This window comes from Candidatus Obscuribacterales bacterium (assembly GCA_019744775.1).
Classification (GTDB): Bacteria; Cyanobacteriota; Vampirovibrionia; order Obscuribacterales; family Obscuribacteraceae; genus SBAT01.
Genome location: JAIETZ010000001.1, coordinates 594,671 through 614,255, shown reverse-complemented (window position 1 = coordinate 614,255; position 19,585 = coordinate 594,671). Strand labels below are relative to the sequence as shown.

At 47.9% G+C, this 19,585-nt stretch carries 29 protein-coding genes; 27 read left to right on the top strand and 2 right to left on the bottom strand.

From position 1 onward, the window contains the following. From rpsQ to rpsI, 24 genes are all read left to right on the top strand, one after another. A complete protein-coding gene (gene rpsQ / locus K2Y22_02715) occupies nt 1-270 on the top strand; it encodes a 30S ribosomal protein S17 (GenBank protein ID MBX9877347.1) in 270 nt (89 codons plus the stop codon). After that, entirely contained in the window at nt 267-635 is a 369-nt protein-coding gene (rplN, locus tag K2Y22_02710) for a 50S ribosomal protein L14 (GenBank protein MBX9877346.1), read from the top strand. Before rpsQ ends, rplN begins: the two co-directional genes overlap by 4 nt. Nucleotides 636-637: 2 nt before the next feature. Further along, nucleotides 638-1,093: a 50S ribosomal protein L24 gene (rplX, locus tag K2Y22_02705; GenBank protein ID MBX9877345.1), complete on the top strand. Its 456-nt coding sequence runs from the start codon at nt 638-640 to the stop codon at nt 1,091-1,093. After that, nucleotides 1,090-1,638 (top strand): 50S ribosomal protein L5, encoded by a 549-nt coding sequence (gene rplE, locus K2Y22_02700; protein MBX9877344.1) that lies wholly within the window; start codon nt 1,090-1,092, stop codon nt 1,636-1,638. The genes rplX and rplE overlap by 4 nt, the downstream gene beginning before the upstream one ends. 46 nt (nt 1,639-1,684) lie before the next feature. Then, on the top strand, nt 1,685-1,891 hold the full coding sequence (locus K2Y22_02695; protein ID MBX9877343.1) for a type Z 30S ribosomal protein S14: 207 nt from the start codon (nt 1,685-1,687) through the stop codon (nt 1,889-1,891). Between the two features lie 16 nt (nt 1,892-1,907). Beyond that, nucleotides 1,908-2,309: a 30S ribosomal protein S8 gene (rpsH, locus tag K2Y22_02690; GenBank protein ID MBX9877342.1), complete on the top strand. Its 402-nt coding sequence runs from the start codon at nt 1,908-1,910 to the stop codon at nt 2,307-2,309. 32 nt (nt 2,310-2,341) lie between these two features. Beyond that, nucleotides 2,342-2,887 carry a 50S ribosomal protein L6 gene (rplF, locus tag K2Y22_02685; GenBank protein MBX9877341.1) on the top strand — a complete coding sequence of 182 codons (546 nt, stop codon included), beginning with the start codon at nt 2,342-2,344 and terminating at the stop codon, nt 2,885-2,887. Between the two features lie 14 nt (nt 2,888-2,901). After that, nucleotides 2,902-3,270, top strand: coding sequence for a 50S ribosomal protein L18 (rplR, locus tag K2Y22_02680; protein MBX9877340.1), 369 nt, complete (start codon nt 2,902-2,904; stop codon nt 3,268-3,270). Between the two features lie 125 nt (nt 3,271-3,395). Further along, nucleotides 3,396-4,007: a 30S ribosomal protein S5 gene (gene rpsE, locus K2Y22_02675; GenBank protein MBX9877339.1), complete on the top strand. Its 612-nt coding sequence runs from the start codon at nt 3,396-3,398 to the stop codon at nt 4,005-4,007. Nucleotides 4,008-4,022: 15 nt separating this feature from the next. Continuing rightward, entirely contained in the window at nt 4,023-4,253 is a 231-nt protein-coding gene (gene rpmD, locus K2Y22_02670; protein MBX9877338.1) for a 50S ribosomal protein L30, read from the top strand. Between the two features lie 166 nt (nt 4,254-4,419). After that, nucleotides 4,420-4,887, top strand: a complete 468-nt coding sequence (gene rplO, locus K2Y22_02665; GenBank protein MBX9877337.1) for a 50S ribosomal protein L15 — start codon at nt 4,420-4,422, stop codon at nt 4,885-4,887. An 81-nt stretch (nt 4,888-4,968) separates the two neighbouring features. Then, nucleotides 4,969-6,429, top strand: a complete 1,461-nt coding sequence (gene secY, locus K2Y22_02660) for a preprotein translocase subunit SecY (GenBank protein MBX9877336.1) — start codon at nt 4,969-4,971, stop codon at nt 6,427-6,429. Next, nucleotides 6,429-7,088: an adenylate kinase gene (locus K2Y22_02655; GenBank protein ID MBX9877335.1), complete on the top strand. Its 660-nt coding sequence runs from the start codon at nt 6,429-6,431 to the stop codon at nt 7,086-7,088. The genes secY and K2Y22_02655 overlap by 1 nt, the downstream gene beginning before the upstream one ends. Then, nucleotides 7,085-7,870, top strand: coding sequence for a type I methionyl aminopeptidase (gene map, locus K2Y22_02650; protein ID MBX9877334.1), 786 nt, complete (start codon nt 7,085-7,087; stop codon nt 7,868-7,870). The genes K2Y22_02655 and map overlap by 4 nt, the downstream gene beginning before the upstream one ends. Then, nucleotides 7,867-8,088: a translation initiation factor IF-1 gene (infA, locus tag K2Y22_02645; protein MBX9877333.1), complete on the top strand. Its 222-nt coding sequence runs from the start codon at nt 7,867-7,869 to the stop codon at nt 8,086-8,088. Before map ends, infA begins: the two co-directional genes overlap by 4 nt. A 147-nt stretch (nt 8,089-8,235) precedes the next feature. Next, nucleotides 8,236-8,349 carry a 50S ribosomal protein L36 gene (rpmJ, locus tag K2Y22_02640; protein ID MBX9877332.1) on the top strand — a complete coding sequence of 38 codons (114 nt, stop codon included), beginning with the start codon at nt 8,236-8,238 and terminating at the stop codon, nt 8,347-8,349. 12 nt (nt 8,350-8,361) lie between these two features. Further along, nucleotides 8,362-8,748, top strand: coding sequence for a 30S ribosomal protein S13 (rpsM, locus tag K2Y22_02635; protein ID MBX9877331.1), 387 nt, complete (start codon nt 8,362-8,364; stop codon nt 8,746-8,748). Between the two features lie 11 nt (nt 8,749-8,759). Next, nucleotides 8,760-9,152, top strand: a complete 393-nt coding sequence (gene rpsK / locus K2Y22_02630; protein ID MBX9877330.1) for a 30S ribosomal protein S11 — start codon at nt 8,760-8,762, stop codon at nt 9,150-9,152. A 14-nt stretch (nt 9,153-9,166) separates the two neighbouring features. Then, nucleotides 9,167-9,790 carry a 30S ribosomal protein S4 gene (rpsD, locus tag K2Y22_02625; protein ID MBX9877329.1) on the top strand — a complete coding sequence of 208 codons (624 nt, stop codon included), beginning with the start codon at nt 9,167-9,169 and terminating at the stop codon, nt 9,788-9,790. Nucleotides 9,791-9,901: 111 nt separating this feature from the next. Continuing rightward, nucleotides 9,902-10,852, top strand: a complete 951-nt coding sequence (locus K2Y22_02620) for a DNA-directed RNA polymerase subunit alpha (protein ID MBX9877328.1) — start codon at nt 9,902-9,904, stop codon at nt 10,850-10,852. A 27-nt stretch (nt 10,853-10,879) separates the two neighbouring features. Beyond that, nucleotides 10,880-11,305 (top strand): 50S ribosomal protein L17, encoded by a 426-nt coding sequence (gene rplQ, locus K2Y22_02615; GenBank protein MBX9877327.1) that lies wholly within the window; start codon nt 10,880-10,882, stop codon nt 11,303-11,305. A 1-nt stretch (nt 11,306) separates the two neighbouring features. Beyond that, the gene (truA, locus tag K2Y22_02610; protein ID MBX9877326.1) at nt 11,307-12,320 is read left to right on the top strand and encodes a tRNA pseudouridine(38-40) synthase TruA; all 1,014 of its coding nucleotides are present in this window, start codon (nt 11,307-11,309) and stop codon (nt 12,318-12,320) included. 33 nt (nt 12,321-12,353) lie between these two features. Next, nucleotides 12,354-12,800 (top strand): 50S ribosomal protein L13, encoded by a 447-nt coding sequence (gene rplM, locus K2Y22_02605; GenBank protein ID MBX9877325.1) that lies wholly within the window; start codon nt 12,354-12,356, stop codon nt 12,798-12,800. 35 nt (nt 12,801-12,835) lie between these two features. Continuing rightward, entirely contained in the window at nt 12,836-13,234 is a 399-nt protein-coding gene (rpsI, locus tag K2Y22_02600) for a 30S ribosomal protein S9 (GenBank protein ID MBX9877324.1), read from the top strand. Nucleotides 13,235-13,280: 46 nt separating this feature from the next. Here the strand turns inward: rpsI and K2Y22_02595 are convergent, their stop codons facing one another. Beyond that, the gene (locus tag K2Y22_02595; protein ID MBX9877323.1) at nt 13,281-14,132 is read right to left on the bottom strand and encodes an NAD(P)-dependent oxidoreductase; all 852 of its coding nucleotides are present in this window, start codon (nt 14,130-14,132) and stop codon (nt 13,281-13,283) included. Nucleotides 14,133-14,143: 11 nt separating this feature from the next. After that, nucleotides 14,144-14,404, bottom strand: coding sequence for a hypothetical protein (locus tag K2Y22_02590; GenBank protein MBX9877322.1), 261 nt, complete (start codon nt 14,402-14,404; stop codon nt 14,144-14,146). Between the two features lie 180 nt (nt 14,405-14,584). Here K2Y22_02590 and K2Y22_02585 point away from each other — a divergent pair, with 180 nt between their 5' ends. The 3 genes from K2Y22_02585 to K2Y22_02575 are packed head-to-tail and all read left to right on the top strand — an operon-like array spanning nt 14,585 to nt 19,457. Then, nucleotides 14,585-15,946: a hypothetical protein gene (locus tag K2Y22_02585; GenBank protein MBX9877321.1), complete on the top strand. Its 1,362-nt coding sequence runs from the start codon at nt 14,585-14,587 to the stop codon at nt 15,944-15,946. A 28-nt stretch (nt 15,947-15,974) separates the two neighbouring features. Further along, nucleotides 15,975-17,285 (top strand): YkgJ family cysteine cluster protein, encoded by a 1,311-nt coding sequence (locus K2Y22_02580; GenBank protein ID MBX9877320.1) that lies wholly within the window; start codon nt 15,975-15,977, stop codon nt 17,283-17,285. Between the two features lie 51 nt (nt 17,286-17,336). Continuing rightward, entirely contained in the window at nt 17,337-19,457 is a 2,121-nt protein-coding gene (locus K2Y22_02575) for a hypothetical protein (protein MBX9877319.1), read from the top strand. Nucleotides 19,458-19,585 lie beyond the last annotated feature (128 nt).

Below are 19,585 nucleotides of genomic sequence, written 5' to 3'. Positions count from 1 at the left end.
ATGCCACGTAAAGAATTGGTCGGAGAAGTTATATCCAACAAGATGGACCGCACAGTCACAGTCGCTGTGCAGAACCATACTTCTCACCCAAAATACGAGAAAGTCATCGCACAGACAAACAAGTTCAAAGCGCATGATGAGAACAACTCTTGCCAGATTGGCGATGTCGTTCGCATCCGTGAGTGCAGACCTTTGTCCAAGACCAAGCGTTGGCTGGTGATTGATACCGTCGGTCATGCTGAATCGGCCGTCGAGCAGGAGGAGAAATGATCCAAGCCCAAACACGTTTGACCTGCGCCGATAACACGGGCGCACGTGAGCTCATGTGCATTCGTGTCATGGGTGGCTCCAACAAGCGTTATGCCACTGTTGGCGATGTAATCATTGGCGTCGTTAAAGATGCCCTGCCAAACATGCCGGTCAAAAAATCTGAAGTAGTTCGTTGCGTTGTTGTCCGCGTGCGCAATCACGTAAGACGCGCTGATGGCACAACCATCCGCTTCGATGACAATGCTGCGGTGATTATCCAAAAAGACAACAACCCGAAAGGTACCCGTGTTTTTGGACCAATCGCTCGTGAGTTGCGCGACAAGAACTTCACCAAGATTCTTTCATTGGCTCCGGAGGTCATGTAATCATGCAACCCACCAAACATAGAAAAAATGTTCGTTACGCCAATGCTCCAATTTCCAAGCAAGTGAAATTCGGCGGCAAGACCGTTGTATCCAACGCTCTTGTTAAGCAAGGCGCTACGAATCTAACTCCAAAAGTACATGTCAAAAAAGGCGACATGGTCATGCTGATGACCGGTTCTGAAAAGATCGGCCGCGGCAAGACCGGCAAAGTAGCCAACGTATTCCCGAAAACAGGCAAAATCATTGTTGAAGGTATAAATGTGGTTACCCGCGCCACCAGACAAAAGAGTGTTACTGGTCAAAGTGGACTTATCAAAAAAGAAGCTCCAATTTTTGCCAGTCGCGTGATGCTTTATTGCACAGCCTGCAAAAAGCCAACACGTATCAAGCACAAGGTTGCAGATAACGGCAAAAAGACCCGCATCTGTAAGCACTGCAGCGAGGCTTTCGACGCATGAAACTCCAAGAACGCTATAACAAAGAAGTAGTTGCGCATCTGAAGAAGCAGTTCAATTACAAGAACGATCTTCAAGTGCCGAGACTTGAAAAAGTCGTCATCAACATGGGTATTGGTGAAGCCACCGGCACCCAAAAAGCTATTGATGCCGGCATCAAAGATTTGACTGCCATTGTCGGTCAAAAACCGGTTGTTAACCGTGCTCGTAAGTCCATCGCGACTTTCAAAGTTCGCCAGGGCATGCCGGTTGGTATTTCGGTAACCCTGCGTGGTGCTCGCATGTATGACTTCTTGTCGAAGCTCATCAACATTGCTCTTCCCCGTATTCGCGACTTCCGTGGCGTATCCGGTAAGGCATTTGATGGACGCGGCAATTATTCATTAGGCGTCAAAGAGCAATTGATTTTTCCGGAAATCAACTACGAAAATGTTGACCAAGTGCGTGGCATGGATATAGCCATCGTCACCACGGCTAAGACGGACCAGGAAGGACAAGCTTTGCTTGCCGCTCTGGGAATGCCGTTCCGTAAGCAAGGACAGCAATAGGTTTATACACGCGCACTACAAGTGGTGAGAAAGAGGAACTCAAAAAGTGGCCAAGACATCGTTAGTCGATAAAGAAATGAAGCGCAGGGTATTAGCTGCCAAAGGCAAGTACCCAGCTGTTCGGTTGCATAACCGCTGCCGAATTTGCGGTCGCCCACGTGGTTATTATCGTGACTTCGGGCTCTGCCGTTTGTGCCTTCGTAAGATGGCTCATGACGGCTTGATTCCTGGTCTCACCAAATCAAGCTGGTAGGAGGGGATATAAGTACATGCCAGTTACAGATCCTATTTCAGATATGTTGACCTGCATAAGGAATGCCGTGCGCGTTGCCGCGCCGACAGTAGAGATGCCTGCTTCCAAGCAGAAATTGGCAATTGCCGAACTTCTGCGCAATGAAGGCTTCATCTCGTCCTTTGAAACCAAGGCATTGGGAACGCCAGCTCAAAAAATGCGAATCGTACTTAAGTACGGTCCTAAGGGTGAAAAGGTCATCCAAGGGATAAAGCGCATCAGCCGTCCAGGCTTGAAGGTGTACCGTGCTTCTAAGAAAGTACCGCGTGTCTATGGTGGCCTGGGAATGGCTATCGTTAGCACAAGCCGTGGTCTGATGACAGATCGCCAAGCTCGTACTAACAACACCGGTGGTGAAGTTGTAGCTTACGTCTGGTAACAAAGCAACCAGATAACGAAGAGGAAAAAGCCATGTCCCGTATTGGCAAATTAGCAATTCCAGTCCCTAATGGTGTCACTATCACCATTAACGGTCAGGATGTCGCGGTCAAAGGTCCGAAAGGAAATTTGAGCAGGACAATCCGCCCGGAAATTGCCATCAAGCAAGAAGACGGCAGTGTAGTCGTCGCCAGGAAAGCTGATGACAGATCATCACGTGCTCTCCACGGTCTATCCAGAACTCTTATCGCCAACATGGTGAAGGGAGTGACGGAAGGCTTCGAGCAGCGCCTGGAAATTATCGGTGTAGGTTATCGTGCCGCTATGGAAGGCAAAAAGCTGGTTATGCAGCTTGGCTATTCTCACCCCGTGGAAGTTGATCCACCGGCCGGTCTGGAGATAACCGTTACAGCCAACACCAAGTTGGCTGTAAAAGGTGCCGATAAGCAAGCTGTTGGTGATCTCGCTTCGTTTATCCGTGCCTGGCGTTTACCGGAAGTATATAAAGGTAAAGGCATTCGCTACGAAGGCGAAGTAATCCGTCGCAAGGCTGGTAAAGCCGCTGCTAAGAAGAAGTAGGGGGCTCGCGTTAAATGATAACCAAGAAGAATAGAAAAGAAACGCGCCACAAAAGGCACATGAGAATTCGCAGAGGATTAGAGGGCACCACTGAGCGTCCGCGCCTTTGTGTATATCGTTCCAACAAGCATATCTATGCTCAAATCATCGATGATGCCCAAAAGGTAACCATCGCTTGTGCATCGACACTTGATCCTGAACTCAAGGGCAAAGTGAAGAAGAGCTGGGACAAAGATGGCGCTTCAGCAGTTGGCGAACTGGTTGCAGCCAGAGCCAAAGGCAAAGGTGTTGACACAGTAGTTTTTGATCGTGGCGGATATATCTTCCACGGACGTGTAGCGGCAGTAGCCGAAGCTGCGCGCAAAGCAGGACTCAACTTCTAAAAAGACGGGTAGCTGAGCAAGAGCTGCGATGAGCAGGTCGCCGCGAAGCGAAAATGGTAAGCCGGAAGGCAAGCGAAGGTGTAGCAAAGCGAAACCGGAGCATACAAAAAAGGAAATTGTCGATAATGGCAAAGGAAGATAGATTACAAACTCCCGAAGAAGGCGGACAAGGCGAAGGCGGTCAACGCAAGCGTCGTGGCGGTCGTGATAGTCGTCGTGGTGAAGAGCGCACACGCGAACAATCCGAATGGGAAGAGAAAATCCTCCAAGTGCGCCGCGTAACCAAAGTGGTTAAGGGTGGCAAAAAGCTCTCTTTCCGCGCTGTCGTTGCAGTCGGCAATAAGAAGGGTCAAGTCGGCGTTGGCGTCGGCAAGGCTGCTGAAGTTGTAGGTGCCATACAAAAGGGTGTTGTCGATGCTAAAAAGAGCCTCGTCAGCGTTCGTATGGTTGGAGCAACAATTCCTCACCCAATCACCGGACAGCAAGGTGCCAGCCGTATTCTGATGAAGCCGGCCTCCCAAGGTACTGGTATCATCGCCGGCGGTGCAGCTCGTTCAATATTGGAACTGGCCGGCGTTGGCGACGTATTGGCCAAGTCCTTGGGTTCGCGCGCTCCATTGAACGTGGCTCGTGCCACCATCAATGGTTTGTCGCAACTGCGTACATTTGAAGAAGTAGCAAGATTGCGCGGCATCAGCTTGCGTCAAATGCTTGCCGGCAAACAAGCTACAGCTTAGGAGCTTTGAAATTCCATGTTGAAGATCACATTGAACAAAGGACTAGTTGGTAAAACCAAAGAGCAGCGTCGTGTAGTAACGGCTCTGGGCTTGGGTAAATTCGGCTCGTCGGTCGTTCATCACGATTCACCAACCATCCGTGGCATGGTGAACAAAATCAGCCATCTTTTAAAAGTTGAAGCGGCTGATGCTAAAAAAGAAACCAAGGCTAAGCCTCCTAAAAAGGAATCTCAGCCAAGGAAGTAGCTTGCTTCAGCAGAGCAAAGGATTGCGACAGAGCAATCCGCAGCGATGCGTGGAGCGGCGAAGCTAGCGAAGGTGTAGCGAAGCGAAACCGGAGCATAAAACTAGAATCTGCCGAGTTAGGCGGTTTATTGAACCGCATGGCGCAAGGCAAAGGAGATAGATAAACATGCAACTTACAGATATCAGACCAAACGAAGGTGCTCGTCGCAAGACCAAGCGTGTAGGTCGTGGTCGTTCTTCCGGTCACGGTAAGACATCCACCCGCGGACATAACGGACAAGGTCAAAGATCCGGTGAAGGTAAGCGCTTCGGATTTGAAGGTGGTCAAACACCAATGTTCCGTAGACTGCCGAAAATCCACAACTTTGATCAGATTCCTGGTCGTGACTGGGTAGAAGTAAATGTCGGCGCATTGAATGTCTTGAACGGCAACTTTGAAGTTACTCCTGATAGCTTGTTCGACAAAGGTCTGCTCAGAAAGCCAACCGACAGCCTGCGCATTCTCGGCAACGGCGAATTGAAGGTAAAGCTTGTTGTTAAGGCTCACCACATCTCAGCCGGAGCCAAAGCAAAAATTGAAGCAGCCGGCGGCTCGGTTGAAATCATCGGACCCATGCCTTCCAGAAAGAGCTAATCGGTGATTATAGGAACTACACTGAACCCCACCCATTTCGTTTTCGGAAGTGGTACGGGGTTCACTTTTTAAGAGGCAAATATGTCACAAGGCGTTGCTCGTCGCGGTGGAAAAATCGGATCTCCGGAAGACATGATGAAGATGCTTTCGGCAGCCGGACTGAAAGAGAGAATCTTCTTTACTCTCGGAATCATTGCGCTCTATCGCATAGGCGTACATATTCCAATTCCAGGTGTTGATCCTTCAGCATTCATGCGCCACCCGGAGCTTGCCCAAAGTTTGCTCGGCATGATTGATCTTTTCACAGGCGGCGCTTTGAATAAGTTGTCCATATTCTCCATGGGTATTGGACCTTACATTACTGCTTCAATTATTATGCAGTTGATGTCTGTAGTAATCCCAAAGCTTGAAGAGATGCAGAAGCATTCCGGTGAGCAGGGCAGAAAACAACTACAGCAATTTACTCGCTATGCAACGGTTATTCTTGCCGGCTTTCAGTCATTCATGCTGGCAAAGTTGTTGACTAATATTCACAACCCAAGTGTCGTTATCACTCCGGGTATTGGTTTCTTGATCAATACAACAGTAATTCTTACAGCATCTGCTGTATTCATTATGTGGTTGGGTGAACTAATCACGGAACGCGGCGTTGGCAATGGTGCATCCATGCTTATCTTCTTGGGTATTGCTTCGCGATTACCCGTGATGATCAAAAATACTTATGAAGCTGTGCAGACAGGACAATCGCCGGTTTGGGGTGTGGTAATTCTTGTTTTGACTTTCTTGCTCTTAATTGCACTCATCGTATGTCTGCAACAAGGCGTTAGGAAAATAATGGTTTTAGGGGCGAGGCGAAACGTGGGACGGCAAGTATTTGCTGCTCCTGACGATTACTTGTATTTGCCTGTTAACCCATCAGGCGTTATGGCAATCATTTTCGCTTCGTCGCTTTTGATGTTCCCTACAACAGTCATGTCTTTCTTTGGTCAAAGAAATGCCAATCCTGGACAGGCAATTGTTGATATGTTGAAGTCGGCACCCTTTGTGGGAACCTACTTCGATACGCTTTCCAAACATCCCATCGCACTAAATGTTTGGGAGTTTATCGGGCAAGAGACAACATTCATGTTCTCGTACGCCCACTGGGAACACTCGCTTATCTACTTCTTGCTCATCCTTTTCTTTGCTTTCTTCTACGCCTCAATTGTCTTGCCTGTGCGTGACATGGCTGAAAACTTGAGACGTTCAGGACGAGCAATTCAGGGTATTCGTCCAGGAAGACCGACAGCGGAGTTTTTGGAGAAGCTGTTGAACCGACTCATTTTTATCGGTGCTTCAGCTATTGCCATTATTGCCATTGTACCGATTCACGTAGAGCAAGTTACGTATGTACAGACTCTGCAGGGCTTGGGCTCGACATCGCTCATCATCTTGGTCGGTGTGGCAATTGATACGCAAAGACAAATCTTGACCCATGCACTGTCGGCTCGCTATCAAGCGCGCGGACTATTCCGTAACCCAACAGATAAGAAGGAAATTTGATGATGCAAATTTTGTTTCTTGGAGCCCCTGGCGCCGGTAAAGGTACACAGTGTGCTCGTCTGGCTAAACATCTCAATCTCATTCACCTGTCCTCAGGCGATCTTTTGAGACAAGCTGTAAAAGCCGGCACCCCAACTGGATTAGCTGCTAAGTCTTATATGGACAAAGGACAGCTGGTGCCAGATGAAGTTCTTATCGCTATGTTCCGTGACAAGCTAACTCAGCAGGAATGCGATCGTGGATTTATTCTTGATGGGTTCCCGCGTACTGTTGTCCAGGCAGAAGCACTGGATAAGTTGCTGGAAGAACTTAATAAGAATTTGACTGTTGTTGTGAATGTTCAAGTAAATCCGAACTTGCTTCTTGAGCGCATCACTGGACGTCGCACTTGTTCCAACAAGGAGTGTGGTGCGACTTATCACGTGAAGTTTGTGCCGCCGAAAAAAGAAAACGTCTGTGACCTGTGCTCATCAGAGTTGATTCAGCGATCGGATGACAAAGAAGATGTTGTTGCCCAAAGACTTTCCGTCTATGAAAAGCAAACAGCACCATTGATCAACTATTACGATAAGAATCTCTCTCTGCGCACTATCGATGGAGATGGTGAAGTAGAAGAGATTTTCGCTGACATTTTGAAGACAATCAAGGTTTTGGCATGATTCTCAAAGACGCTGAAGATTTGGAACTTATCCGCAAGGCAGGCAAAATAGCCGGTCTTGTATTGGAAGCCACTGCTAAAAAGGCAGTGCCGGGTGTGAGCACCTGGGAATTGGACGAGTTTGCCGAAGCGATGGTCAGAGAGCACGGAGCACTGCCCACATTCAAGGGTTATAGAGGCTTTCCGAACACGGTTTGTGCTTCCATTAATGAGGAAGTGGTTCATGGAATTCCCAACAAGCAGAAGATCTTGAAGGATGGCGACGTTATTTCTTTGGATCTTGGAGCCACCATTCGCCGAGTCGTTAATGGCAAGAATCAGGACTTCATTGGGGATACTGCGCTAACCGTTGCCGTCGGCGAGGTTAGCCCAAGGGTCAAGAAGCTACTCGATGATACCCGTGATTCTTTATATAGGGGAATGGCAAAGGCTATTGCCGGAGCCACCCTTGATGAGGTTGGCGGAGCCATTGAAGATGTGGCCAAAGCTAACGGATATGGAATTGTGAGGGAATATGGTGGACATGGGATAGGTTTTAACTACCATGAAGACCCATTTATCCTCAACTATCGCTCAGGCAACCGCTTCAAGCTGAAACCTGGTATGGTAATAGCGATTGAACCAATGTTTAATCAAGGCGGCGATCATGTGCGCCTGAAGCAAGATGGATGGACAGTTGTAACCAAGGATTACAAACCTTCGGCACATTTTGAACATTCACTTCTTATAACCGAAGGGGCTCCGGAAGTCCTGACCAAGAGACCGTCAGAGGTAATTGAATGACTAAGCAGGGTGTCATCGAATTTGAAGGGATTATAAAAGAATCCTTACCCAATGCCATGTTTAGAGTAGAACTAGACAATGGACATAAGGTCTTGGCCCACATTTCCGGCAAGATTCGCAAAAATTTCATTAAGATTCTTCCAGGGGATAGAGTGCGTGTAGAGCTCACCCCGTATGATTTAACGCGTGGACGAATCACCTATAGAGTCAAAGAATAGTGTATAATTCGCTATTCGTCCGGTACTGCTATTAGATATACGAAATGTCTTTAAGCAGTCAGTGACACAGGTGAGTAAACCCACCTGTCTAAGTGCCTTTCGGGGCGCCCAACAGAAACTGAACAGAAGAAACAAAGAGCGCGAACAATGAAAGTTAGAGCATCAGTTAAGAAAATTTGTGAAAAGTGCAAGGTTATACGCCGCAAGGGACGTGTAGCTATTATTTGCGAAAATCCCAAGCATAAGCAAAGACAAGGTTAGGAGAATCTCAGAATGGCTCGAATTGCGGGCGTTGATCTGCCACGTAACAAAAGAACGGTAATTGCTTTGACCTACCTTTATGGAATAGGCAAAACAGCTGCAGTGGCGATTTGCGAAAAACTATCAATCCCAGACACCAGACGTGTGCAGGACTTGACTGAAGATGAAGTCAACCGCATCCGCGAAGAGCTGGACAAAAACTATCAAGTCGAAGGCGACCTGCGTCGTGTTGAAGGTTTGAATGTGAAGCGTTTGATTGAAATCAATTGCTATCGCGGTCAACGTCATCGCAGAGGTTTGCCGACGCGCGGTCAGCGTACAAAGACAAATGCCAGAACACGTCGTGGTCGCAAGCGCGGCACCGTAGCCGGCAAGAAAGCAGCACCATCTAAAGGTTAAGGAAATAAGTCATGGCTAAGACAGCTAAATCCCGAGGCAAAAAAAAGGAACGTCGCTACGTATTGCAAGGCGTAGTGCATATTCAATCGACTTTCAACAACACGATCGTTTCCTCAACCGATCCACAAGGTCAAGTTATTGCTTGGTCGTCTGCCGGTACAGTTGGTTTCAAGGGCGCTAAGAAGGGCACGCCATTTGCTGCCCAGCAAGCTGCTGAAGCAGTTGCTCGTCGCTCGATGGACCAGGGCATGCGCCAAGTCGAAGTGTACGTAAAAGGACCAGGTGCTGGTCGTGAAACCGCTATCCGTGCATTGCAGGCTGCTGGCTTGGATATAACCCTCATCAAAGATGTTACCCCAATCCCACATAACGGATGTCGCCCACCTAAGCGTCGTCGCGTGTAATAGGAGATACTTCCTTGTCCAGATATACAGATTCAGTTTGCAAACTTTGCCGTAATGAAGGCGTCAAGCTCTTTTTGAAGGGTACACGCTGCTACACAACCAAATGCGCCATCGAAAGACGTCGTTATCCATCAGGACAACACGGTCAAGAGCGCAAGAAGCAGTCGGAATTCGCCATTCAGTTGCGCGAAAAACAAAAAGTACGTCGCTTCTACACAGTTGCTGAGAAGCAATTCGCCGGCTACTTCGATACAGCTAACCGTCAGAAGAAAGTTCCAACAGGTCTCAAACTTCTGCAAATCCTTGAGTCGCGTCTCGATAACCTCGTGCACCGCTCCGGAATGGTTCCTTCAAGGGCACAAGCAAGACAGCTTATCCTTCACGGACACTTCTTGGTTGACGGCAAGAAAGTTGCTATTCCTTCGTATCAATTGAAGCCAGGACAAGTGGTATCAGTTGCTGAAGACAGCAAGAAGCTCATTAAAGGACTGCAGGAAGCTAGCCCCGTTGCTACACATCCAGGTTGGATGAACGTAGACAAGGAAGGTCTTACCGCATCACTAGCTAACCTTCCGGCAAGAGAAGATCTTGATCCGACTATCAAAGAAGCTCTAATCGTAGAACACTACTCGAGATAATCGACCTGATAGTCACTACTGGTAATCCCATCAACAGAATGGCATAAAACAATGAATCAAATGATTGGCAGACATATCCCACCAACCTCAAATGCTTACGACGGAGCAACTATGGAACCTCTGAAGATCAAGTGCTTGGAAAATAAGACCGGTGCCGATGGTTCTATCTACGGCAAGTTCGTAATAGAGCCTCTAGAGCGTGGTTATGGTACCACTCTCGGTAACAGTCTGCGTCGCGTGCTTCTCTCCTCTCTCGATGGCGCTGCTGTCACAGCAGTACGCGTTGAAGGTGTCACTCACGAATTCACCACCATCCCGGGTGTTGTTGAAGACGTAGTTGATGTGATGCTCAACCTGAAGGGTCTTGTCGTTAAGTCTTTCAGCAACGAACCACAGTATCTGCGCATTGATGTTAGCCGTCCGGGCCCAATTACCGGTCACGACATCGTATGCCCACCGGATGTAGCTATCATCAATCCGGATTGGCAGCTCTGCACATTGTCTGAAGAAGGTAGAGTGCGTGCTGAAATTACCGTTGAGCGCGGTCGTGGCTATGTTGCCGCTGACTCGCACAGCCACTTCAAGCAAGCAATTGATGTGCTGCCGATCGACGGCGTATTCATGCCTGTCCGTCGCGTAAGCTACAACGTTGAAGGTACACGCGTTGGTGAATCAACAGATTTCGATAAGCTGACAATGGACATCTGGACCAATGGTTCATTGGATGCCACAGAAGCTATTTCTCAAGCTGCCCGCCAAGTAATCGAACACCTGGTGCCAATCGCCGAACTTTCCGGCAAGCCAGTTGTGCCGGTTGCTCAAGCTCCAGCTCCAACAGACAGTAAGCATTCTTCAATCTCCATTGAAGAGCTCGAATTGTCCGTAAGAGCCTACAACTGCTTGAAGCGTGCCAACATCAACTCCTTGGGCGAGCTCTTGAAGCTTTCCTATGATGATTTGATGAACATCAAAAACTTCGGTAAGAAGTCAGCCGACGAAGTCATCGAACGTCTTCGCTCATTTGGCTTGACCCTTGCTGATACACCAAAAGAACTAAAGTAACTGAGTTGAACTAAAGGACCTAGAATCATGCGTCACGCAAAACCAGGTAATCGCCTAAGCCGCCCAGCCGATCAACGCAAAGCTCTTTTGCGCACATTGGCCACCGAGCTTCTCCGTCATGATGAGATCAAGACGACATTGTCCAAAGCTAAAGCCGTACGCGGCGAAGCCGAGCGCATGATCACCTTGGCTAAGCGCGGACAAGTCGCTGACTATCCGTCTGTCGTGAAGAAGGCTCGTGAGCGCGATAAAGAAGCAGCAAAGACAGTTGCTTCAGCTCTCCATATCCGTCGTCAGGTAGCTTCTGTTCTTTTGGACAAAGCTGTCGTGAAGAAAGTATTTGAAGAGACGGCTCCTCGCTACAAAGATCGCAAGGGTGGCTACACACGTATTATCAAAGACGGCTACCGTCGCGGCGACAACGCCCCAATGGCCATAATTCAGTTAGTTTAGATTGTCCTTTCAATTTAGTGACTTCAGTAACGAACAACAGCGCAGCAAGAGCGGCGAGGAGCCGGTCGCAGCGGAGCGTCGGAAAAGCGAAGCTAGCGAAGGTGTAGCCGAAGGCAAGGAGACGACACTAAATGTGTCGTCGGGCGGAGCGTTACATAAAAGGATCGCGTTGCTTGTCGAGTATTGTGGTGGCAAGTTTTCCGGTTCGCAATATCAGGTTGGGGTGCGTACGGTACAAGGCGAACTCGAATCGGCGCTCTCAACGTATCTGAGACGCCAAATAGGAGTCGTTTTTGCTGGGCGTACAGACGCCGGTGTACATGCCGATGGGCAAGTAGTTCACTTCGACATTCCGAAAGAAGATCCCAAGGGAGAGCCTAACCTCTGGGAATTAGCTTGGGGACTAAATGGCATTTTGCCGAAGGACATGGCTGTAGTTTCGGCTCAATTTGTCGATCCGAATTTTCACGCTCGCTTCAGTGCCACTGCCAGGCGCTATGTTTATAGGGTTTTAAACCGACCTCAGCGCTCTGCTAGTTTAAGAGATACTCACTATTGGCTCTCGCACCCGCTCAATGTTGAAAAAATGATGCAGGCGATTCCCGCCCTTATTGGCGATCATGACTTCGCTGCTTTCAAATCGACTAATGCCGACACGGTTACAAGCCAGTGCCAGGTGCACTTTGCAGAATTGTTGAATTTAGGTGAAGGACAGCTTGAATTCTGGATAGAAGCCAACCACTTCGTGTACAATATGGTGCGAATCATTGTCGGGACCCTCATAGAGATTGGTTTCGGGAAGAAGTCGCCGGAGAGCCTCGAAATTGCTCTAAAGGGCAAAGATCGCAGCCTCGCTGGACCGACAGCACCCCCTTGGGGATTGTGTCTGAAAACGGTCACCTACCCAGAAGCCTTTACCCTCTTTTCGTTGAAAGAGAAGCGAGGCAAGAGCGCTGAGGAAGCGGTCGCCGACGAGCGAACAAATGTAGCCGGAAGGCTAGCGAAGGCAGAGTGAAACGAAGCCGGAGCGTTAAATGGAGATAGAGACGTGAACAGTTATTTTCCCAAGGCTGGAGATCTTCAAGGTCAGTGGTACGTAGTTGACGCTGAAGGTCAAACACTCGGCCGTCTGGCGACTAAAGTTGCTGACTTACTGCGTGGTAAGACCAAGCCAACATTTACTCCACATGCTGATTGTGGCGATTTCGTCATTGTGATCAATGCCGAGAAGATCAATGTCACCGGCAGAAAAGAAACCCAAAAAGTTTATCGCCACCACAGTGGTTTTCCAGGCGGCTTCAAGGAAGAGACATTGAAATCTCTTCGTGCAAGACGCCCAGTGGCAATCATTGAGAAGGCTGTTCGTGGCATGTTGCCGCACACCAGACTCGGTGATCACCAGTACACCAAGCTGAAGGTTTACGAAGGCAGCGAGCATCCGCATGCTGCTCAGAATCCGACAGCATTGGATCTAAAAGCCAGAGTCGGCGCGTAAGTAATTCATTCAAAGAAACAGAGGACGAGATTTAAATGACAAGCGTGATTCAGTACAACGGAACAGGTCGTCGTAAGACTGCCACCGCACGTGTACGCCTGGTACCAGGAACCGGAGTAGTGACAATCAACGGTCGTCCAATGGAAGACTTCGTTGGTGGACGTCCTGGTCTTGCCAAAGTAATCCACACCCCTTTTGCTGTAGCTGAAGCACAAGGACGCTTTGACGTAATCGCAACCACCTGTGGTGGCGGTATCGTTAGCCAAGCAGGTGCTATTTGCCACGGTATCTCAAGAGCCCTCGGCGAAGCTGCTCCGCAGAACCGTCCAATTCTGCGCACACAAGGCTTATTGACTCGTGATTCACGCGTCAAAGAACGTAAAAAGTACGGACGCAAGAAAGCCCGTAAGCGCTTCCAGTTCTCCAAGCGCTAAAGAAAAGCAATACGAAAAGGGCAGGTGCTACACCTGCCCTTTTTATTTAGTCATTTTGTTCGGAGAGTTCTCGCAAGAGGCTGCCGAGGCTATATGTGGGCTCGTAGCCTAAGTGCTTATTCGTTTGCGAGATATCTAACTTGCGCGGTTTGAGAGCGGGATCAAGACCTTTTGATTGGACCAGCTCGAGGTATTTCTCGTAGTGATTCCTAAAGGTTGAACCTGGTCCTTCCTTATCCCAATTAGCGAGTTCGCTGTCGGTGTATTCATAGGCTCCGTCAATGGGAAGGATAAGGTGTTCTTTGAGTTCACTATTTGAACTGACAAAGTCAATTGACTTGAGGACGGCTTGAGCTACATCATCAATGTGCACAGCACCGCCCCAGAACCATTTGGCCCATTCAACGTATGATTTGTACACGGCGCGATTCCAGTGCGGAATAAAGGCACGTGGGCGAAGAGTCACGACGTTCAAATTGTGTTTGCGGAAATAGAAATCAGCTATTTGTTCAGCCAGAATTTTGCTCATTCCATAATAGCTATCCGGTTCATCCACGCTAGTCGTGGAAATGAAGACGACATTTTTCACGCGTGCTGCGACTGCAGCCTGGAATACCTCAAATGTTCCTTTCACATTGAGATCGAAAAAGTCGTAGGCATCTTTATTCTGCTGGAATTCGTGAATGCCATGCCAGTCCGCAATGTGCACAATGCAATCGCATCCAGAAAAGATACCCGGCAATTTGTCTCTGTCGAGAATGGATCCCTGGATAAATTCGCCATGAAGTGTTTTAGCCGGCTGAATATCTAAAGCTGCGGGCGTATGCCCCTTCTCAATCAGCTGTTTCGCCAATACCTGTCCAAGGTCGCCTGAGCCACCTGTTAATAGAACTCGCATGGGTTACCTGTTTAATTGCTTTGAGCTTCTGCGCGTGGCTTTTCTTCAGGAATACGTCCTGCCACTCTGAGCTTGTTCTGGAAGCGTATAAAGGCTGTAAAAGCGGTTATTTGAATGATGGCTGACGTGGCGGCAAATGCCCAACCGAGTGCGTAGCCGTTGTAAATAAGGAAAACGCCGCCGGCAAGAATGACGCACGACAAAAATAGTGAGGCGGGGATGGCAAAAGCTTTTACCGATTGAATGAGCTCAGCTCTATCAACTTCGTTCATGGTTTCAAAGGACCTCTGTAGGGGCGCATTGCATGCGCCCGTTTATCTGACTCAACAATGTTACCATCCCGAGAAAATTTAATTGCAATTAAGCTTTTTGAAGCTATCCTTATTTAGACCTTGCTTACTTATATTAGGTTTATGGGTTTGCAAGAGAACAAAGGTGGACGAGGAAAATTCATGGTTCTTGAATCGGCTAATTGCACTGAGTGCAGGTCTGAGATTTGGCACGACGACAATTATTGTCAAGAGTGCGGTGTGCGCACATCGATGTTGTCTCAGCGTGATACGCAATGGCGGAAAGCCCCAAGCGGACCATCGTGGAGTCGAGAAGATCGCGAGCCGATCGCGCCATCCTGGAAAAAGCCTGAGTCGAATTGGGCAAAACCGGTTGAAACTCCAATTAGATCTTTTGTGCAGTCTGCATCCGAGCAGTCGATATCTTCGCAGTCTCTGCCGGTGCAACCTGCAGTGCCAATTAATACGACGCCTGTGACACCAGAAGCGCCGAAGGTGGAACCAAAACCGGAACTGAAAGTTGAAAAACCAGTAGAGGTAAAACTGCCGCCACCACCTGTGCCACCAGAAGCGGTGTCACCACCAATTGTGCCACCAGTTAAACCTGTTGCACCACCCGAGCCCAAGAAAATTGAGCCGGTCGTCACGAAGCCGGAAGTAAAAGAACCTACTGAAAGCAAATTGGTTGAAATTAAAGCGATTCCAAAAGTAGTCGATTTCGAGAAGATAGAAGAAGATGTTGATGACTCAATTCTCAAGGCCAGATGGACTGCTCTTGAGTCTCCACTATTGAGACCGCGAGTAAGTGATGATGTTCAAAATAGAAAGTCGCCGGAAGAAGTTGTTCACAAGATCAAAATCACGAACATTCTTTGGCTGTGTGTTTGCTTCTTAGCAGGCATACTTATTTATTGTTTGTTTGATATTGTCAAAATGACGATTCTCAAACCGGAGACAACTGCTGCGAAGCAGACTATCGTTGCTCCTGCTGCACCTACTGCACCTCAAGAATCAAAAGCGGTGGAGACACCAGTCATTGAGCCTGTTGCTGAGACGAAGTTGCCTGAACCAACAGCGGTAACTACACCGGCGCCGGCTAAGACAATTGTTCCAGTGAAATCAGTTTCGGTGCATCCGACTGTGCCTGTTGCAAAACCAACTAAACCAGTTTCCTCTTTAGCTCCGGCGAAAGTCCAGGCGAAGCCGGTTGCAAAAGCTGTTCCTGCTAAACCGGCAATTGCACCGGAATCCGTGCTGCCGAAATCCACAAGCGACGCAAGTAATGCAAGAGCAAGAACAGTTTGGCAAGCATCTTCTACCGCTATTAAAGCAGCGCCGGCTGCAAGGGCTGCTGTAAAGCCAAGTCATGTAGTTACAAGTAAGGGCAATGGAACAGACTTAACTCGCTACAATCGCCTTTTAGCTGATTACTTCTCGCGAGCAGGTAACGGCAGCTTCGGTGATGAGAGCAGCGAACCGCCGACATACACCGAGTGGTTGGGCAGAGGCAAGCCGGAGTTTTAAATGCTAGCCTTGATATAAGAGCGCATTTATGACTGAAGAAAAAAAGCCATTACAAATTCCAGAAGGCATCTCCTACAACTGCCAGGGATGTGGTCGTTGTTGTTCCGGATTTGCAGTTGGACTGACATTGAAGGATTACGACAAAGTCAAAGATGTCGATTGGGCTTCAATGCATCCGCAGTTGGCTGGAATCGAATTATTCGCCCATAGGGAAAAGGAATTTTCCGAAGGACTATCTCCTTTTCCTATCTATACCAAGGCTCACGCAGATGGTGCTTGTCCATTTCTAGTCGATAACCTTTGCTTCATTCACGGCACGTTGGGTGAAAGTGAAAAACCAACTATTTGCCAAATGTTTCCTTACACATTTGTAGGTACCCCAAAAGGAGTCTTTGCCGGTGTGTCCCATAGCAGTATGGCTTCCGTGAGAAATTTGGGCAGACCACTTGTAGAACAGCGTGAAATGCTTGAAGGAATGCTTGAGTTAAACAAACAACTGCAAGCCCAATTGAAAAAAGAAGCCGGTAAAACAGACGACAATGTTTCTATGTCGTCGTTGAATCTGGCGCCTGGTATACCTATTTCTTGGGATGAATATTTCCTGATAGAAGAAAGGATGCTGAACCTTACCAGGCAAGAACCGTTTGGAGATACTTGCCAGATGTGGCTATCTGCCGGTGAAATTCTTGCTGAGGCAATTCGGCTTAAATCAACTGAGCAAGACATCAGTCTTATTAGCCAATTTAAACCAAATTTGAGTATTTGGCAGGACAGAGTCCCAACATCGTTTGAAAATCTCATGTTTACACTACTCTGCTTTCGCGGACTGACCTGGCCATTGATCAAAAGACGTCGTATTCAAAGTAATCTAAAACCTGCATCGCGACTGGATATTTTGCGTTATGTCGTAGGAGTTTTAATAACCAAGAAAATGGAGTTTCCGAATTGCGGATTGGTAAGCATAGAAAAATCATTTGCCGAGAAATTTGATGCATTAAGTCCGGAAATAGATCATTTTATGCGCCAATATTTATACTTGAAACTCTTTGGTAAGACTTACTTTGGTTCGGCTATGGGCGGTCTTTCTGTCGTCGCTGGGTTTAATCACTTAGTGGCAACGGCGCTCGTGAGCCTTATCTACGGCAAAGCTCGTGCTATGCAAAAGGGAGAGCATGAAATTGGTATAGCTGATCTCTATGAGTCTGTTTTGCTTTTGGACAAACAAATGGTGTCGGTCAGTCAATCGAGTGGGCAAATGGCGTTGATGTACGATCAAGGTTTTGCTTCACCGCGCATTTTCAGCCGACTATTAGCTCGCATGGAAAGAAACCTTTCTTAGCCAAAAGATTAGTACAATCTAGGATGATTGGTTGTCGGCGGAAAATGGCATATGGCAAAGCAAAAAGGTTCAGTAGACAAGAGTAAGTCGCACAAGAAGGGAATTCCTGTTCACAAAACAGAAGCAGAATCCCATCAGGACAAGATCAATTGGAAGTTCTTCTACATGCTCTTGTCCTCGATTGTTGTCATTGTGTTTGCCGCCCACTTAAGTGGTCTTTGGGGTGGCCTTGTTTTTAACGACCTTGAGACCCTCAAGTTTTTATCTACTGTGCAGGACAGCCATACATTTTGGTCAGGGTTGTGGACACAAGCTTTTAAGACCCCCCTGACTCAACAATATTTGAAGGCAACTTATGCTTGGGATTACGAGGCAGCAGGATTTAGCGTTGTCTGGCACCATATTGTCAATCTTGGTTTGCATTTGGTGGCAAGCGGTTATTTGTTCATTCTCGTGTTTACCATGTCGTGGCGCTTGAAACACCAAGGAAGATTGGATGTAGATCCTTACATGCTTGCTTTTGCCTCTGCCGCTATTTTTGCCTGCCATCCATTTACATCAGAAGCAGTTGGATACATTTCCGGACGCGTGGCACCACTTATGGCTGCCAACTATTTCTTAGCGCTTAATTGCTTTTTGCTTTCGCAATTGGCAAAGTCCAGAGCACTTAGAATTTGGGGTTATATTTTTTCAGCTATCTTTGTTGTAAATGCAATACTGGTTAGCAACGAAGCTCTGTTATTGCCGCTGACTATGATCATGATTGCATTGATAATAAAACAACCTGGCATCAAATGGACAGAGTGGGCAACTCGCAAAGTATGGGTGCTTTGTACTCTTATTGTGTTGGCAGGAACTCTTCCGTATCTAGCATTGTTGGGTGTCAGCGTGCCATCTGGTAACGGTAATGGATTGCAACTTTTGCCGGCAGTTTCCTACTACGCCACTCAACTAAAGGCTGTTGTTACTTACTATTTGCGTGGGTTCTTAATTCCAATTGGATTGACTGTGGATCCACCTTGTGTTTTGGCTAACGATTTTGCTGATCCTTTAGCCATACTTGGCGGTGTTGTTTTATTGGGTGCAATTTTCTGTATTTGGTTTTTCAGAAGCCGCCCAATGATCTCTTTTGGTTTCTACTTATTTATTGCCGGGCTTGTCCCCAGTATCGCATTACTTCAACCTGAGTACGTAGCTGATAGACGGATTTATCTATCGCTGGCTGGACTGTCGATACTTGCTGGTTGGGCATTGGCGAAACTAGCAATGACAAACTGGCAAAAGACACTTATTGTCACTGCATCTGCATTGCTTGTTTTAATTGGATTGACGATGTGGCGCAATTACAGTTGGTCATCTAACGAAGCTTTGTGGCAATCGGCAATCGCGGCCAACGCAAATAGCGGTAGAGCGCATGCTATGTATGCCCTGTCTCTAATTCAAAATGGCAAGACTGAAAAGGCAGTTATGGAATCAAAGCAAGCTCTGCAATTAAGTCCGGGTACTGTTCCGGCAACGCTTGCTGTTGCGGCTACTTTGCTTAATAGCAAGGACTATCAGGGTGCCAGCGAACAATTTGCGCATGCCGTTGAGTTGGCGCAAAAGCAAAAGCTATCTCCGGAAATAGTAGGTACTGCGGCATCAGGTGCAGCTGAATCATTGATGCGCTTGGGCAAGGGACAAAATGCCATGTCTTACGCACAACTAGCAGAAGAAACTGATCCGAATAATCCAAGAGTGCATTACATCGTCGGCAACTGTATGTTGCAAGCCAGGCAGTTTCATCTGGCATATTTTGAGTTGCAGAATGCCGTTAAATTAAATCCCGCACTTGCCGAAGCATGGGAGCCTTTGTCTCGGGCAGCGATTGCGATGGGCTCTGGCGATGAAGCTTATAGAGCGGCACTGATGGCCGAAAAAATTGATAAGTCTCCCAGAGCAAAAACAGCGGTGCCCAGGGTGCTCATTTGGGCTGGTCAATACGATAAGGCAGAGACCTTGTTAAAAGAATCCCTCAAGAAAGATGAGAAAAACCCGGAAATCCTCGCCCTGCTTTCGTTTGCGGAAAAGCAGTTGGGTGAGGGTGCGCAGGCTGAATTTCATAAAAAGGCCGCTGAAGAGCTAGATAAAGACGCTTTTGCAAAGGCTGACCTGCCGCCGGCTAAGCCCTAATTTAATCTACAAAACAAATTTTCCTTGCGCCTTTTGTCCAATCTGAAAGGTGCACGGATAGATCTATTTGAACCCTGTGGTTGACGGTCGTGGAAGCGGAAGCGGAGAGACCCCAACCACTCTTACTA

Excerpts from the sequence above, each read along its gene's own strand:
- K2Y22_02595 (MBX9877323.1), bottom strand. The coding sequence starts at position 14,132 with ATGCGAGTTCTATTAACAGGTGGCTCAGGCGACCTTGGACAGGTATTG.
- rplO (MBX9877337.1), top strand. The coding sequence starts at position 4,420 with ATGCAACTTACAGATATCAGACCAAACGAAGGTGCTCGTCGCAAGACC.
- K2Y22_02575 (MBX9877319.1), top strand. The coding sequence starts at position 17,337 with ATGGCAAAGCAAAAAGGTTCAGTAGACAAGAGTAAGTCGCACAAGAAG.
- rpmJ (MBX9877332.1), top strand. The coding sequence starts at position 8,236 with ATGAAAGTTAGAGCATCAGTTAAGAAAATTTGTGAAAAGTGCAAGGTT.
- infA (MBX9877333.1), top strand. The coding sequence starts at position 7,867 with ATGACTAAGCAGGGTGTCATCGAATTTGAAGGGATTATAAAAGAATCC.
- rpsK (MBX9877330.1), top strand. The coding sequence starts at position 8,760 with ATGGCTAAGACAGCTAAATCCCGAGGCAAAAAAAAGGAACGTCGCTAC.
- rpsQ (MBX9877347.1), top strand. The coding sequence starts at position 1 with ATGCCACGTAAAGAATTGGTCGGAGAAGTTATATCCAACAAGATGGAC.
- rpsM (MBX9877331.1), top strand. The coding sequence starts at position 8,362 with ATGGCTCGAATTGCGGGCGTTGATCTGCCACGTAACAAAAGAACGGTA.
- rplQ (MBX9877327.1), top strand. The coding sequence starts at position 10,880 with ATGCGTCACGCAAAACCAGGTAATCGCCTAAGCCGCCCAGCCGATCAA.
- rpsE (MBX9877339.1), top strand. The coding sequence starts at position 3,396 with ATGGCAAAGGAAGATAGATTACAAACTCCCGAAGAAGGCGGACAAGGC.
- map (MBX9877334.1), top strand. The coding sequence starts at position 7,085 with ATGATTCTCAAAGACGCTGAAGATTTGGAACTTATCCGCAAGGCAGGC.
- K2Y22_02655 (MBX9877335.1), top strand. The coding sequence starts at position 6,429 with ATGATGCAAATTTTGTTTCTTGGAGCCCCTGGCGCCGGTAAAGGTACA.
- K2Y22_02580 (MBX9877320.1), top strand. The coding sequence starts at position 15,975 with ATGACTGAAGAAAAAAAGCCATTACAAATTCCAGAAGGCATCTCCTAC.
- K2Y22_02620 (MBX9877328.1), top strand. The coding sequence starts at position 9,902 with ATGGAACCTCTGAAGATCAAGTGCTTGGAAAATAAGACCGGTGCCGAT.
- K2Y22_02590 (MBX9877322.1), bottom strand. The coding sequence starts at position 14,404 with ATGAACGAAGTTGATAGAGCTGAGCTCATTCAATCGGTAAAAGCTTTT.
- rplF (MBX9877341.1), top strand. The coding sequence starts at position 2,342 with ATGTCCCGTATTGGCAAATTAGCAATTCCAGTCCCTAATGGTGTCACT.
- rplR (MBX9877340.1), top strand. The coding sequence starts at position 2,902 with ATGATAACCAAGAAGAATAGAAAAGAAACGCGCCACAAAAGGCACATG.
- rpmD (MBX9877338.1), top strand. The coding sequence starts at position 4,023 with ATGTTGAAGATCACATTGAACAAAGGACTAGTTGGTAAAACCAAAGAG.
- secY (MBX9877336.1), top strand. The coding sequence starts at position 4,969 with ATGTCACAAGGCGTTGCTCGTCGCGGTGGAAAAATCGGATCTCCGGAA.
- rpsH (MBX9877342.1), top strand. The coding sequence starts at position 1,908 with ATGCCAGTTACAGATCCTATTTCAGATATGTTGACCTGCATAAGGAAT.
- K2Y22_02585 (MBX9877321.1), top strand. The coding sequence starts at position 14,585 with ATGGTTCTTGAATCGGCTAATTGCACTGAGTGCAGGTCTGAGATTTGG.
- rpsI (MBX9877324.1), top strand. The coding sequence starts at position 12,836 with ATGACAAGCGTGATTCAGTACAACGGAACAGGTCGTCGTAAGACTGCC.
- rplN (MBX9877346.1), top strand. The coding sequence starts at position 267 with ATGATCCAAGCCCAAACACGTTTGACCTGCGCCGATAACACGGGCGCA.
- rplX (MBX9877345.1), top strand. The coding sequence starts at position 638 with ATGCAACCCACCAAACATAGAAAAAATGTTCGTTACGCCAATGCTCCA.
- rplE (MBX9877344.1), top strand. The coding sequence starts at position 1,090 with ATGAAACTCCAAGAACGCTATAACAAAGAAGTAGTTGCGCATCTGAAG.